This window comes from Phreatobacter aquaticus (genome assembly GCF_005160265.1).
In the GTDB taxonomy this organism is placed as follows: Bacteria; Pseudomonadota; Alphaproteobacteria; order Rhizobiales; family Phreatobacteraceae; genus Phreatobacter; species Phreatobacter aquaticus.
On sequence record NZ_CP039865.1, the window covers coordinates 3084661 to 3098764 of the forward strand.

At 68.3% G+C, this 14104-nt stretch carries 9 protein-coding genes; 5 read left to right on the plus strand and 4 right to left on the minus strand.

The window, feature by feature from the left end:
- The first annotated feature begins 3 nt into the window (after positions 1-3).
- On the plus strand, positions 4-966 hold the full coding sequence (locus tag E8L99_RS14460; RefSeq protein WP_137100203.1) for a LysR family transcriptional regulator: 963 nt from the start codon (positions 4-6) through the stop codon (positions 964-966).
- Between the two features lie 28 nt (positions 967-994).
- Here E8L99_RS14460 and E8L99_RS14465 read toward each other — a convergent pair whose 3' ends face one another.
- Complete coding sequence (locus E8L99_RS14465) at positions 995-3022, minus strand: hypothetical protein (protein WP_137100204.1); 2028 nt, start codon at positions 3020-3022, stop codon at positions 995-997.
- A gap of 57 nt (positions 3023-3079) precedes the next feature.
- Entirely contained in the window at positions 3080-4465 is a 1386-nt protein-coding gene (locus E8L99_RS24065) for a peptidoglycan DD-metalloendopeptidase family protein (protein WP_305790891.1), read from the minus strand.
- Between the two features lie 487 nt (positions 4466-4952).
- Here E8L99_RS24065 and E8L99_RS14475 point away from each other — a divergent pair, with 487 nt between their 5' ends.
- Together E8L99_RS14475 and E8L99_RS14480 are read left to right on the plus strand one after the other, a co-directional pair.
- Positions 4953-6371 carry an ethylbenzene dehydrogenase-related protein gene (locus E8L99_RS14475; RefSeq protein ID WP_137100205.1) on the plus strand — a complete coding sequence of 473 codons (1419 nt, stop codon included), beginning with the start codon at positions 4953-4955 and terminating at the stop codon, positions 6369-6371.
- A gap of 50 nt (positions 6372-6421) precedes the next feature.
- Positions 6422-6928: a heme ABC transporter permease gene (locus E8L99_RS14480; protein WP_137100206.1), complete on the plus strand. Its 507-nt coding sequence runs from the start codon at positions 6422-6424 to the stop codon at positions 6926-6928.
- An 18-nt stretch (positions 6929-6946) separates the two neighbouring features.
- Here the strand turns inward: E8L99_RS14480 and E8L99_RS14485 are convergent, their stop codons facing one another.
- Positions 6947-7411 carry a peroxiredoxin gene (locus E8L99_RS14485; protein ID WP_137100207.1) on the minus strand — a complete coding sequence of 155 codons (465 nt, stop codon included), beginning with the start codon at positions 7409-7411 and terminating at the stop codon, positions 6947-6949.
- 454 nt (positions 7412-7865) lie between these two features.
- Between E8L99_RS14485 and E8L99_RS14490 the strand changes: the two genes are divergently transcribed.
- Together E8L99_RS14490 and E8L99_RS14495 are read left to right on the plus strand one after the other, a co-directional pair.
- The gene (locus tag E8L99_RS14490; RefSeq protein WP_168201686.1) at positions 7866-11321 is read left to right on the plus strand and encodes an AsmA-like C-terminal region-containing protein; all 3456 of its coding nucleotides are present in this window, start codon (positions 7866-7868) and stop codon (positions 11319-11321) included.
- 46 nt (positions 11322-11367) lie between these two features.
- A complete protein-coding gene (locus E8L99_RS14495; protein ID WP_168201687.1) occupies positions 11368-13485 on the plus strand; it encodes an FAD-dependent oxidoreductase in 2118 nt (705 codons plus the stop codon).
- Here E8L99_RS14495 and E8L99_RS14500 read toward each other — a convergent pair.
- Entirely contained in the window at positions 13482-13802 is a 321-nt protein-coding gene (locus E8L99_RS14500; protein WP_137100210.1) for a rhodanese-like domain-containing protein, read from the minus strand. The two genes, E8L99_RS14495 and E8L99_RS14500, sit on opposite strands and share 4 nt — an antisense overlap.
- Positions 13803-14104: the final 302 nt, after the last annotated feature.

Below are 14104 nucleotides of genomic sequence, written 5' to 3' on the forward strand. Positions count from 1 at the left end.
GCAATGCTGATCTGGTGTTACAATAAACTATGCCTTGAGCAGATTATACCGCTGTGGTTACAATCAATCATGGATCGTTTCGCCGAACTGGAAGCCTTTGCCGCCACGATCGAGCTCGGCAGCCAGGCCGCGGCTGCGACCGCGCTGGGCCTCAGCCGGATGGCAGTGAGCCGGCTGATCCGGGGTCTTGAAGAGCGCATCGGCGAGCCGCTGCTCATCCGCACCACCCGCAGCCAGACCCTGACGGAGGCGGGCGCAAGGGTCAGGGATACGGCCCGCGCCGTGCTCGATCATTATCGGGATGCGGTCACCCGGCCTGGCAGCGGCGCTGGCGAGGTCGCCGGCACATTGCGGGTGAGTGTTCCCGTCTCCTTCGGTTGGCGCCAGATTGCACCGCGGCTACCGGATCTGCTGGCCGCCCATCCGCGATTGCGGATCGATGTCGTTCTGCTCGACCGGCAGGTGCATCTGATCGACGAAGCGTTCGATCTCGCGGTCAGGCTGGGCGACCAGCCGACGGCAGAGCTGGCCTCAACGCGACTGGGGCTCGTCGAGACCGTGCTCTGCGCGACGCCCGCCTATATCGACCGCAATGGCGCGCCCAAGCGGCCGAATGACCTGCTGACCCATGATTGCCTGCTCTATGCCTATGCCAAACCGGGTCGCGGCTGGGTGTTCCGGGGACCGGGCGGCACCGAGCAGCGGATTCGCGTCACCGGTCGGCTCACCAGCAACAATGGCGACGCACTCCTCGCTGCCGCCCTGGCAGGCTTGGGAATCATTCAGCAGCCCCGGTTCATCGTCGAGGACGATCTGAAGGCCGGGCGCCTGGTGCCCTTGCTGCGCGGCTACAAGACCCGCGAACTCCCGGCCTGGGCGATCGAGGCGCCGGGCCGGGACCGCAGCCCCGAAGCGCAGGTCTTCATAGACTTTCTGGCCAGAACCATTTTCCAGTCGACGCCATAGGGGCGGCAACTGGACGCCTCGCGCGTCGCTAGCAGCGCGTCGGATAGGCGCGCGGGCCGGTCAGCTGGAATGATTTCCACATCTCGTCGACCGAGCGGATCATCTCGTCCGCCATCTGGCGCGGGAAACGGGCCTGGATCAGATAGACAACGCCCGGCTCGCCGCGGCCCTGGACCACGAGATCGTAATAGTCGAGGTCGCTGCGGAAGCGCTCGCCCTGCAGCACGCCGCGCCCGCGGATCGCAAAGCCCTGCAGGCCGCCGGCATTGCGCGGCAGGCCGCCATCGGCGATCACCGGGCCACGGCGCTGCCGCGATCCCTCGACGATATTCTCGAAGTACCAGGCCTGCGGCGTGCAGGCGCCGCTGGCGCGGGCATTGTTGGCGGACACCACCACGACGGCATCGCGGTTGCGCTCGTGGACCATCACCGAATTGACCGGACCCGGCAGGTCGTTGTCGCTCTCGATGGCAAAGCCCGGCGCGACATGGAACGACCAGCGGTCCCGCCTGTGGCGATAGGGGCCATCGGTCGGCTGCGGCTGCTGTTGCGGGATCGAGCCGGTGACGTCGCCCTGCGACGGCCTCGGAGCGGGCAGGGGCACGGTGGCAATGACGGGCGCTTGGGGCGCCGCTTGTGGCGGCACGGGGACCACCGACAACTGGCCGGGCGCGGGATTGGTCGGTTCGGCCTGCGGGCGCGCCTCGGGCGGTGCTGAACGCGGCGCGATCGAGCCGGTCACATCGCGATCGGGCGCGCCTTGGACCCTCGCCTCGCGCAGCGTGCGCATTTCCTGCTCGCTTGCGGCGAGACGGCTCGCTGCCTCCCTGGCCTGCTGTTCGGCGAGCGCGCGGGCGGCCTGCTGCGCCTGAAGCTCTGATTGCAGACGGGCGACATTGCCATTGGTCTCGCTCGCCTGCGACTGGCGGCGGGTCACTTCCGTCTGGGCGTGGGCGAGATTGGTGCGGGCGACCTGCAGATTGGCTTCAGCCGTTTCTGCGCGCCGGGCGGTCGTGCGCGCCTGTTCGCGCAGCTTGGCGATCTCGGCGGTTGCAGCCTCCGCCACACTCGAGCGCTGCTGCGCCAGGGCGGCGATGCGCGGATGGGAATTGCCGCGCAATGGTCCATAGGCTTCGACCAGGCTGCCGCCGACGGCGGTCCCCGCCAGAAGCGCGACAGCCGCTGCCGTTGCCCAGAACCGGGTGAGCCTTGGCTTGCTGGCCTGGACCTCGGCGCTTCGGGCTTCGGCGCGCTCAAGCGCCGAGCGCAACCGCTCGTTGTCATTGGCGAGGCGCGCCGCTGTCTCGCGCAGGGCTGCCACGCCGTCGGAGATTGCGTCCTTCGGATCGGGCGGTACCGCCTGTTCGCCGGCGCGCACAGCCTTCATGTAGCCGCTGAAGCCTTCGACGGTCTGTTTCAGACGGTCCTGGGCCGCGTTGGCGCGGTCAACAAGCACGCTGTGGGCCTTGCGGAACTCCACCGCGAAGCGCTCACGCTCCGTCCGCTCGATCTCGCTCCAGATCCGGGCGGTCGACGGGTCCTGCGGGTGGTGACGGGCGAAGGCGCGCTGCGCCGGCAGGTCGGCCTTGCCCCGGTCGGCCTCGATGGCGGTCGCGAGATCGGCGAGCGCCGGCCGGTCGATGATCGCGCCGACGGCGCCGACGAGCTCCAGCCAGGCCGGGTCATCGCCGCGCCTTGCGCTGTCGGCGAGCCAGGCCCCGAGATCGGGTGCGGCCACGCCATCGAAGGGCGGTTCGAGCTTGGCCGGATCGAAGCCGGACAGACGCGCCGCGACGAGCTTCTTCGCATTCAGGCCAAGCCGCGCCACTCCGTAAAGCGCGCCCTGGTTTTCGGTCGGATCCAGTACGGCCTCCGGCCACAGCGCCAGCACGACGCGCGCGGTCGCGGCGCTCTCGCGAGCAGCCTTGGTCGCTGCCGTCCTGGCCTTGATCTCGACGTCCGGAAACACGGCCACGTCGAGGGCCGCGAGCGCCTGGCGGATGATTTCCGCGCGTTCCTTGTCAGCCCTGTTGGATGCGATGAACAGATCCGTCACGGATCGTCTCCTTGGTTGGTCTCGTCGTCCGGCAGGGCGCGGATCGATGCACGTCTGTCAGTCGGCGCTGGCAAGCCTCAGCCCGGCGCGCACGAAACGCATGGGGTCGACGGCCTCGCCGTTGATGCGGGTTTCGTAATGGAGGTGCGGGCCGGTCGAGCGACCGGTGGAGCCGATCCGGCCGATCCGCTGGCCAAGGCGCACCATGTCGCCAACCGACACGTCGATGCGCGAGAGATGCGCGTAGCGGGTCGACATGCCGTTGCCGTGGTCAACCTCCACCATCAGGCCATAGCCGCCCATGGAACTCGCATGGGTCACGCGGCCGGAGGCGGTGACGCGCGCCGGCTCGCCGGTAGCGCCGCGGAAATCGATGCCGGAATGCATCGCCCAGGTGCGCAGGAACGGATCGAGGCGCGGGCCGAAGCCGGACGACAGCTCCGTCTCGCCGTCATGGGGCCGTCCGAGCGGAATGGTGGCGACCAGCCGGTTCAGCCGGTCATGATCGCGAATGACGGTTTGCAGCCGGAAGACCTGGCGCTCGAAGGGCGTTGTGTCGCCGGTCGGCTCCGGAATCGGGATCAGCGGACCACCCGTGCCGCCGCGATTGGTCGCGGCAGCTGGCGCCTGGCGTGCGTGGTCGAGGCCGAGATCGGCGAGCACCGCGCGGATGCGCCGGGCGCGGCGTTCGGCCCGTGTTTCCAGCGATTGCAGAGCATTGGCCTGCCGCCGCTCGACCTGATCGAGCGCACCTTCGATACGGGCGATCGTATCGGTCTTGCTGGTCTCGGTCCGGGTCGGGGCGACATTCGGGACACTGGCGAGCGCATATTGCGCTGGCTGGGCGGCCGGTGCCGCAGCGACGTCGCTGGGCGGTGTGCGTGATTCGAGCCGTGACTGGCGGTCGACCGGCGGCGAGAGCCGCAGCGTGTCGCCGACCGGCGCCGGCCTGGAGCTGAGCGGTGAGGGGACCGGCAGCGGCATGGCGTCGGCGCCTGCCGCGCCGCGCACGCCCGCGGCCTCGTTCAGCGAGGTGACGATCGACTGGCGCGTCTCCAGCACCGCCTGCCGGCGTGCAACCTGCTCGACACGCCGTTCGATTTCGGTCTGGTCGACCATCTGACGGCTGACGAGCCGGTCGACCTGCGAGCGCAGGTCGCGGATCCGGTCTTCATAGGCATGCTGGATCGCCGCCTGCCGGTTCATCAGGCCGCCGATGATGTCGTCCTTGAACACCAGGTAGCTGGTGACCGCGGCCCCCCAGACGCTGAGCGCGATCGCGACGGCTGCGACCGATCCGACCAGCAGGTAGGAATGTGAAATGGACCGGGTTCCATGGCGCGAGCGCCAGGAAAAGGTGAGCGATCCCTCAGGCAGCTGAGCCCGCTGATTGGCTTCTGCGGCGAGCTGGGCACGGTTATAACGCTGTGCGTGGTGCGACATCGGCTGACGGGTCCGTACGCGAACGAGACACCGCATTACCGCGCATTAAGGTTAACGAACCGTGCCCCATCACCCCTGAGGTTGTCGCAGGGGCAGGGACCAGCCGGATCGGCAAGGGGCGGGCGTCGCGCCTTCGCGGCAGCGGACGTACCGGTTCCGGGGCGGATCCTGCCGGGAGCCAATCTTGATCCAGATCAGTGTGATCCTGAGCGCAAAGGCAGAGCCTCAGGACGTGTCGAGACACGTGTTGAGCATCAACCTCAACCACCAAAGGTTGTCACTGCAAAAGCGGTCCTCCCGCTCTTGCGACGAGCGCGGCGTCAGGAACGACGCTGGCGCGGCATGGCACCAGAAGGCCTGCTGCCCGGGGGCAGCGGGCAAGCTGCAGCATCAGGTTTAGAGCATGGCGGTCGTCTTGCAAAAGCGGCCAGCCCAACACCGAACACGTCGACGGATGCGCCATGTCGCATGCCGCGAGGGGAGAGAGATGAACCGTTCAGCGACCTATGCTGCCGTGGCGCTGTTTGTGGGCGTCCTCGGTGTCTCGTGGCTTACCCACGGCCGGGGCGTCGTCCACAACGACGCCGCTCGCCATATTTCCATTCCCCAGGCGCTGACCGTGCCGCTGCAGGTGCAGGCGGCCTATAACGATACGACCATCTCCTTCCGATACCGCTGGCCATCGCCCCGGCCCGGCATCTTCCACGATGTGCTCCGCTATGATGGCAAGGCCTGGGTTGTTCGTGGGGGCGCGGTTGCCGGCTCTCAACCCGACGGTCTGCACGAAGACCGCGTCGCGATGATGGTCGACGACGGTCGCGTACCGGAGTTCGGCCGCTACGGTGGCTATATTGCCATTGGTCACCGTCTCGCCGGAACAGCCAATGAAGTCTCGGGTCGGGAGGTTCAGGCCCATCCTTATCTCGGCCAGCGGCTCGGCCTCGACGAGGGAACCAAATATTTGCCCGGTACCCGGTCGAACCTCAACGACTGGGCCTCGACCTTGCCGGAGGCCGAGCAGCAGGCGCTGATCTCGGCAGGCTATTTCCTCGATCTCTGGCACTGGCGGGCCAACCGCTCCAATCCGATGGGCGTTGCCGATGACCAGATGGTGGCGGCCGGCCGGCTCAGCGATGCCGGACGCGGCGCCTACGTGACCAACTGGGACGCGGCCAAGCGCCAGCCGCGTGTGATGTTCAATCCCGCTCGGGTCCAGCGCTCGGCGCTCAGTTTCGACGATATTGTCCAGGGCCGGATCGGGCAGGACGATGTCTATGCCCTGCGAGAGGACGAGGCCGTCCCCTTCGATGCTGCTCTTGCATGGCGTGACGGTGACACCATACCGAGGCGAATCCTGCGAACCAGCCAGGGCTCGCGAGCCGATATCGCGGTCAGTGGTCGGGCGCGGTGGAGCAATGGCTTCTGGGACGTGACGCTGACCCGCCGCATGGACACCGGAAATCCACGGGACGACAAGATCTTTGTCGACCGGGGTGTGTACCAGCTCGCCTTCGCCATCCACCGCGAGGCGACCGGAGGACGTTGGCACTATGTGTCCTTGCCGGTGACATTGGGCCTCGGTCGCGAGGCGACGCTGCAGGCGGCGCGCTTTGAAGGCGAGACGCCCGGCTGGCAGCAGCCGCCGCTCAACGTCACGCTGTTCTATCCGGGGCAGGTGAACTGGGCGCTGCTCAACAGCTCGCGCCATGCCGGCGCCGGCAACATCCGCGCCGGTGTGCCCGTGCGCTACCGGCACAGCGAGGATCAACTCGCCCATTACGGGATCGAGATGGAGTTCAATGCCGCGATCCAGCGCCAATGGACGCTGACCTTGCTCGCCGGCCTGCTTCTGATCGCCGGTTTCGGCTTCGCGCTCAACATGCTTCTCAGCCGGAAAGGCGCCTGATCATGGGTCCATATCACGCCGTCGTCGTCCATTTTCCGATCGCGCTCCTGATGACAGCCACGCTGGTGATTGCCCTGCGCGCTTTCTCTGACGGGCCCCTCGCTCGGGCCACCGACCGGGCGCTGGTGCCATTGCTGTCGTTGGGCGTCGTGTCGTCCATCGCCGCCTTTGCCGTTGGCCTCATGGTCTGGCCGCTGGAAGCGACGTTCTCAAGCCCGCTGGGCCGCAACCATGTGCTGGCCGCGGCCTGGACCGTTGCCTATTGGACGCTGCTGCTCGTCACCCGCTGGCTGCAGGGGGCGGCAATATGGGTGGGGATGACCCGCTGGGTGATGCTCGGGCTGGCCGGTGTGGGCGGTCTGCTGCTGGCCATTACCGGATCGATTGGCGGGCACCTCATGGGTACGCCGACCGCCGCTTCGCAAGCGCTGCGCCTCATGGGTTGGGAAATCTACACCACCTACTACGTGCCGGATGCAACGCTTGCGCTGATCGTGGCATCGGCGATCGGGCTGGTTGCACTCGGCGTTTGGGGGCGCAGACCTCGTATCGCATGAGAGGCCAACGGGCGCTTTTCAGAGCGCCCGTGCCGCTTCCAGGACCTCTTCGGCATGGCCCTTGACCCGGACCTTGGACCAGATGCGGGCGATGCGGCCATCGGGGCCGATCAGGAAGGTCGATCGCTCAAGGCCCATATAGGACTTGCCATACATCGATTTCTCGACCCACACGTCATAGGCTTCCACCATCGCGCCGGCCTCGTCGGTCGCAAGCTGCACGCCGAGGTTATACTTGGCCTGAAACTTGTCGATGGCCTTCACGGGATCGCGCGACACGCCGATGACCGTGACCCCCGCGGCGTCGAAATCAGCCTTCAGGCGGGTGAAATCCTGCGCCTCCACCGTGCACGACGAGGTATCGGCCTTCGGATAGAAATACAGCACGACCTTGCGCCCGGCGAAGCTCTCCAGGTTGACCGTCGATCCGCGATCGCCGGGAAGGGTGAAGCCGGGGGCCTTGTCGCCGGGGGAGAGAGGCATGCTGCCATCCTTTCGTCAGTTTCGTGACAGATGATATCTGCAATACGGGCGCCAGGGCAGGATGGATCGCGGCGCACACAAGGCCTATCCTTCGCTTTCGGTTGGCGATATCGAGGGGCTTGGAACAGGAGCCTCCAGCGGCCGTTCATGCCTAACGTTCGGTTAAGCCGAAGGGGCGACAATCGGCCAAGGCCACCATAGCCAGTCAGGCGGGCAGGGCCACCTGACATACCGGGGGGAACACATACGGATGACGGAAACCGCCAACCATGGTGGGCATGAGGCGTCCGCGACAGCGGAACGCCCTGTCTCATCGCGGGCCGGTGACCGTGCGCCGTCATTCCTGGCCCGGTTCTGGCCGTCTCGCAGGTCGCCCGATTCGCTCGATGGCGCGTGGCTTGAAGGCCGTTCGCCGAAGGTGGGATCGTGCGATGGCGCAAGCGCTCAGGCCTGTGTGACCGAGGTCGCGCGGCGCGGCTGGTCGTGGCGCCGGCGCATCCTGGTGGGCAGCCTCGCCGTTGTCGCGGCCTGCCTGATCGGCCCGAGCGCCTTTCTCACCTGGCAGATTCATTCCGGCAGCGGTCTCGGCCTCAACATGCTGACGCCCTGGATCGCCCGGTCGCTGTCCGAGCAGATGGGCGACGGGCGGTCGGTGACGATCGGTTCGGCCGTGGCGGTGCGCGACGGTTCCGGCAAGGTCGAGGTCGAAGCCCGCGACGTGGTGATTCTCGACGAGGACGGCCGCCGTGTCGCCTCCATGCCGCGGGTCGCGCTCGATCTCGACGGCCTGCCGCTGTTCGGCCGCCCGGCCATTCGCCGCATCGATATGGTCGGAGCCTCGGTTGCGCTGAAGGTTGGCGCCGATGGCCAGATCGCGCTCGCCGCCGGCCGGTTCCGCCAGTTCCTCCCCGAAGACGGCGCGTCATCGCCGCAGGAGCCCGCCCAGCGCCCGCCGGACCTGACCTCGCAACTGCCCGATCCCGAACTCTCGCCGTTCCGCCGCCTTGGCGCCTGGCTGGACCTGATCGAGAAATCCGGCCTCGACGGCCACCGCCTCGCGGGCTTCGGCCTGCGCAATGGCTCGGTCATTGTCGACGACGTGCGCTCCGGCAAGCGCTTCATCTTCGCCGGCATCGACTTCTCGGTCAGCGTGCCCGACCAGGGCGGCGTCCAGGTTGCGGTGACCGCCTCCGGCTCCGGCGCCCGCTGGACCGCGACCGCCGCCGTATCCGCGCGCGATGGCGATGGTCGCCGCGCCATCGACCTCGATATGGCGGGACTGTCGCCGCGCGACCTCAGCCTGGCAATCCAGAGCCCGCAGATCTTCTTCGCCGACACGCCGATTTCCGGCCGCCTGCAGGCGCGCCTCGACAATTCCGGCGACCCGTCCGAACTCGCGGGCCAGGTGATCATCGGGGCCGGGCAGGTCGGCGACCTCAACGATGGCGCCATGCGCCTGCAGATCGATCATGCTTTGGCGCGGGTGAACTGGCAGGCCGGCACACCCGGCCTCAAGGTGGAGCGCATCGAGGTCATTTCCGGCGGCAACCGCGCCGAGCTCTCGGGTCTCGTCAAGCCGCCGGCTGCGCCTGGCGAGCCATTGGTCGTCGATATCGCAGGCGCGCAGGCGACCACGTCGGTGCTCAATCCGCACGAGCCGCCGATCCCGCTCAATCTCGGGCCCGTCCGCTTCGTCTATCAGCCGGGAACCCACGTGCTGACCGTCGACAATCTGACGGTCAATCAGGGCGGCCCGCCGCTCGCCACCATGAACGGTCGGGTGACGTTCCAGGGCGCTTCGCCCGCCGTCTCCCTCGCCATTACCGCGGCCCGGATGCCGCTGGCCACCACGCTGGCGCTCTGGCCGCGTGTCACCAATCCGGAAGTGCGCGACTGGGCGGCCGACAACATGCGCGGCGGCATGACCGAAGACCTCGTCATTCGCGTCGAGGTGCCCGAGGGCCTGCTCGCCAACAAGCCTTGGCGCCTCGAGAAGGAGGCGCTCACCGTTCAGGGCCGGTTGCGCGGCACATCGCTCGGCCTGCTGCCGGGGCTCTCGCCGCTGCGCAATGCCGATATCGACATCAAGGTGGATGGCCAGACCGCGCAATTGGCGATCCTGCGCGGCATCATCGAGCCCAGCCCCGGCAAACGCCTGACCATCACCCAGGGCGTGTTCGACATTGCCGAGCACCGCGTCGCCGACCCGCGGTCGGTGACACGCTTCAAGCTGGAGGGATCGGCTGAAGCCACCTTCGCGCTGCTCGGCCAGGATGCGTTCAAGGGGGCTGCCTCCGGGCCGACCCTGCCGACCGGCAATATCCGGGGCAATGTGGTGGCCAATGTCACCGTCGCCGTGCCGATCACCGAGAAATTCCGGCCAGAGCTCGCCGATTATCGCGTGGAAGCGGACTTCTCCGGCTTCGCCGCCGATAACGGCTTCGGCGAGATGCGGATCGATGGCGCGGGCTTCCGCGTTACCACGACGCCGCGCGAATTCATGCTGCGGGGCGAGGGCAGGCTCGGCGGCGCCCAGGCCAATTTCGAATATCGCAAGCCGCGCCCCGACGCTCGCCCGGAGATCAGGCTCACCGCCACTCTCGACGATGGTGGCCGCGCCCGGCTTGGTCTCAATCTCGGCACCCGCATTTCGGGGCCGATGCCGATCAAGCTGATGACCATTGGTGAGGATTCCGGCCGCTACACCGTGGAGGTCGACCTCGGCCCTTCCGCGCTCAATGACCTTCTGCCCGGCTGGAGCAAGCCGCGCGGCACGGCCGCCAAGGCGCGCTTCACCGCGGTTGAGACCGATGACGGCTGGAAGCTCGAGGACCTCGTTGTCGAGAGCCGTGGCGTTCTGGTGCGCGGCTCGGCAGTGCTCGATGACAAGGGCGGCCTCGTATCCGGCATGTTCCCCGCCTACAACCTGTCCGACGGCGACCGGATGAATGTCCGCGTCGAGCGCGCGGGCACCGGTCACAAGGTGACGGTGCGCGGCGAGACCATGGACGCCCGCGCCATGCTGCGCTCCGTCACCGAACCCCCGCGTGCCGGTGGCAGCGCCTCGGTCGGCCAGGCCGGCGACATGGACATCGACCTCAAGGTGGCGGCGGTTGCCGGTGCCAATGGCGAGGTGCTGCGCCAGTTCGATCTGCGGATGCTGCGCCGTGGCACCGAAATCCGCAGCCTCACCGCGTCCGGCAGGGTCGGCCGCAACGCGACGCTTGCCGTCGAGCAGCGTGGGCAGGGGGCAGCCCAGCGGATGGTGGTGAGCGCAGGCGATGCCGGCGCTGTCCTCCGCTTTCTCGATATCTACCGCACGCTCCAGGGCGGCGAACTGGCCCTCGTCATGACGCCGCCGCAGCCGGACGGCTCCATCCGCGAGGGTGGCGTCGAGATCAACAATTTCGCCATTCGCGGCGACCGCGCCATTTCCGGCATGGTGGCCGCTGCCGGCGACCCGCCCGAGCGCGCCGTGCGCCAGCCGAGCCAGCCAGCCTCGGCGCCCAACGATGCCTTTGCCTTCTCCAGGCTGCGCGCCAATTTCGCCCGCGCCTCCGGCAAGGTGACGGTCTCGGACGGCCTGCTCTGGGGCGTCGCCATTGGCGCCACCGTAGAGGGCGAATTCGATCCCGGCCGCGACCGCCTCCTGCTCCGCGGCACCTATGTGCCGGCCTATGCGCTGAACAACATCTTCGCCCGCATTCCGGTCCTTGGCCTTTTCCTCGGGGGATCGCCGGACGAGGGCGTGATCGGCATCACCTACCAGATCTCCGGTCAGGTCTCGGCCCCCCGCCTGACCGTCAATCCGCTGTCGGCGGTGACGCCGGGCTTCCTGCGCAAGATGTTCGAGTTCCGCGGCCGCAGCAGCGTGCCGCCCGGCGAGGTTACCGGATCCGCCAGCCGCTGACCCGTCGCCATCGACAAGACGCCGCTCCCTCTGTCATGTGACGCCCGTGGCACAGAATCCCGTTTCAATCGTCCTGGTCGGCGGCGGTCACGCCCACGCGGTCGCCCTTGCCTCGGGGCTGCGGGCCGAGGCTGAGGCCGGCATCGGCCTCATTCTGGTCGCCCGCGATCTCGCAGCCCCCTATTCCGGCATGGTGCCGGGCGTCATTTCCGAGCATTACCGGCCGGAAGACGCCCATGTCGACATGCTCCGGCTCGCCCGCGCCGCCGGCGCCACAATGATCCACGGCTCGGCCACCGGCATCGACCGCGAGCGCCGCCTGCTTCTCCTCGCCGACCGGCCGCCGCTTCCCTATGACATCCTCTCGCTCGACGTCGGCATCCAGCCGGACACCAGCGCCATCGTCGGGGCCGACAGGGCAACCACCGTCAAGCCGATCGCGGGCCTGATCGAGAAGGTGCGCCGCCTGGTCGGGGCCTCCTGGGAAAAGGGCCGCATTGCCGTGGTTGGCGGCGGCGCCGCTGGCGTCGAACTCGCCTTCGCGCTCCACAAGCGCTTCGAGAACGCCCGTGTGGTCATCGTCCTGGTCACTCGCGACGATATCCTGCCGGGACAACCGAACGGCATGCGCGAAGCCGTGCGCGCGCGTCTGGCTGAACGGGGGATCGAACTGGTCACCGGTTTCCCCGTCGCGCGGATCGATGCCGGCGGGCTCGAATCGGCGGACGGACGGCGGATCGCGGCCGACGACGTGCTGCTCAATACCGAGGCCGCCGCGCCGGCCTGGTTCCAGGGATCGGGCCTCGACCTCGACGCACGCGGATTTTTGGCGGTTGGGCCAACGCTGCAATCGACCAACGATGCCCGCGTTTTCGCCAGCGGCGATTGTGCGGCCATGGTCGAGACGCCGCGCCCCAAGGCCGGCGTCTTTGCCGTGCGACAGGGGCCGGTTCTCGCCCATAATCTGATCGCCGCAGCCTATCGACTCCAGGGCCGCGGGCCGCGGCTCAAGGCTTATCGCCCGCAGCGCCAGGCGCTTGCCATTCTCTCCACCGCCGATGGCCGGGCCATTGCCGCCAGGGGGCCGTTCTGGGCCGAGGGAGAATGGGTCTGGCGCTGGAAGGACAGGCTCGATACCGGCTTCATGCAAAGGCTTGAAAGCGTCGGGGCAAGGGCTTTCCCTGCGCCCGTTTTCGCCGACCCTTCCCCTCGCTCCTTGCCTGCCCTTGCCTTCGACCGGCCACAAGCCTGGCCGGGCGATATCGCGATCAGCGAGGCCGGCGGCGAGGTCGAGGCCACGACTGTCACCGCTTTCGGCCAGTTCATCGATGATCACCACCTCTGGGCCGCCCTCGCGGCCCTCTCGGCGCTGGGTCCGTTGCTGGCTGCCGGCATCACGCCTGCGAACCTGTCGGTTGCCCTCTGCCTCGGTCGCCTGGACGAACGGCAGGCCGAAGCGGCGCGCGCCGCCGCGGAGGCCGGCATGGACTGGGCCCTCAAGCCGCATGGCGTGACGCTGGGCCCCTTCGTGATCGCGGCCGGCTCCGAGCCGTCGATCACCGTGACGGCGACGGGCCGCGCCCGGCCGGAGGTCCTGATGTCGCTTGCCGGCGCCAAGCCGAACGATGTCATCCTCGTCACCCGTCCGATCGGCTCCGGCCTTGCCTTCGCCGCCGACAGGCTCGGCCAGCTTGCCGCCCGCGACTGGATCGAGTTGCAGCGGCAGGGCCGCTGGTCGAACGGCGATGCCGCCCGCATCCTGCGCCAGGCGGGGGCAAGCGCCTGCGCCCATGTCGGCGCGACCGGGCTCGGCGGCGCCCTGTCGGCGCTTGCCGCCCATTCGCAGGTGGCGGCATCCATCCGTCTCGGCCATCTCGAAACCATCAAGGGCCTGCCGCGGCTTGCCGACAGCCTCTGCGACCGGCTTGTCGGCGGCAATGGTAGCCTTGGCCAGCGCGTCGTCGGCAGCCATCGGCTGAGCGCCTGGGAGAGCGCGCTTCTCTTCGCGCCCGAGATCGTCGGCGGCCTCGTGGCGGCCGTGCCGCCGGAGGAATGGCAGCAGGCCTATTCAGACCTGGTGGATGCGGGCCAATGGGCCTTCATCGCCGGGCGCTTCGTCGAGCGTATGCCGGGCCTCGAAGGCGCGCTGCTGGTCTCAGACTAGCCGCGATCGAAATCGTAGCCGGCCATGGCCCAGGCCCGGATGCCGCCCTCCAGATGGGCGTCATAGGGCAGGCCGGCGCCTTGCGCGATCTCGCTCGCCTTGATCGAGCGCACCCCGGCCGCGCAGAGGAATACCACGCGCTTGCCCGCAGGATCGGGGATCGCCGCAGGGTCGAAGCTCGACAGCGGCACGTTCACGGCATCCGGAATGCGCGCCATGGCGAGTTCATGCGGCTCGCGCACGTCGACCAGCAGGATCGTGTCGTCTGCGAGGCCCTGGGCGACGTCTTCGGGTGAGAGGTCCTGGATCGGTTTCATGAGCGAGCTCTTGGCGGCACAACGGATTGGAGGGGGGGGTAGCGCGTTGTGCAGAAATGGCCAGTCCTGGCCTGTGGTCAAGCGGCCCCTCACCCTTACCCTCTCCCCGCAGGCGGGGAGAGGGAATGCTAACGGCGTCCGCCGGCTGCAATGACGATATCGCGGCCGGGTCCGGAATTGAGAAGGTGCGCGGTTCCCTCTCCCCGCCTGCGGGGAGAGGGGTAGGGTGAGGGGCAATTCGGCCGGGATGATCTCGGTTCAGCCAGGCGGTGGGATGGCAGGCGATGCGGTTCCCTCTCCCC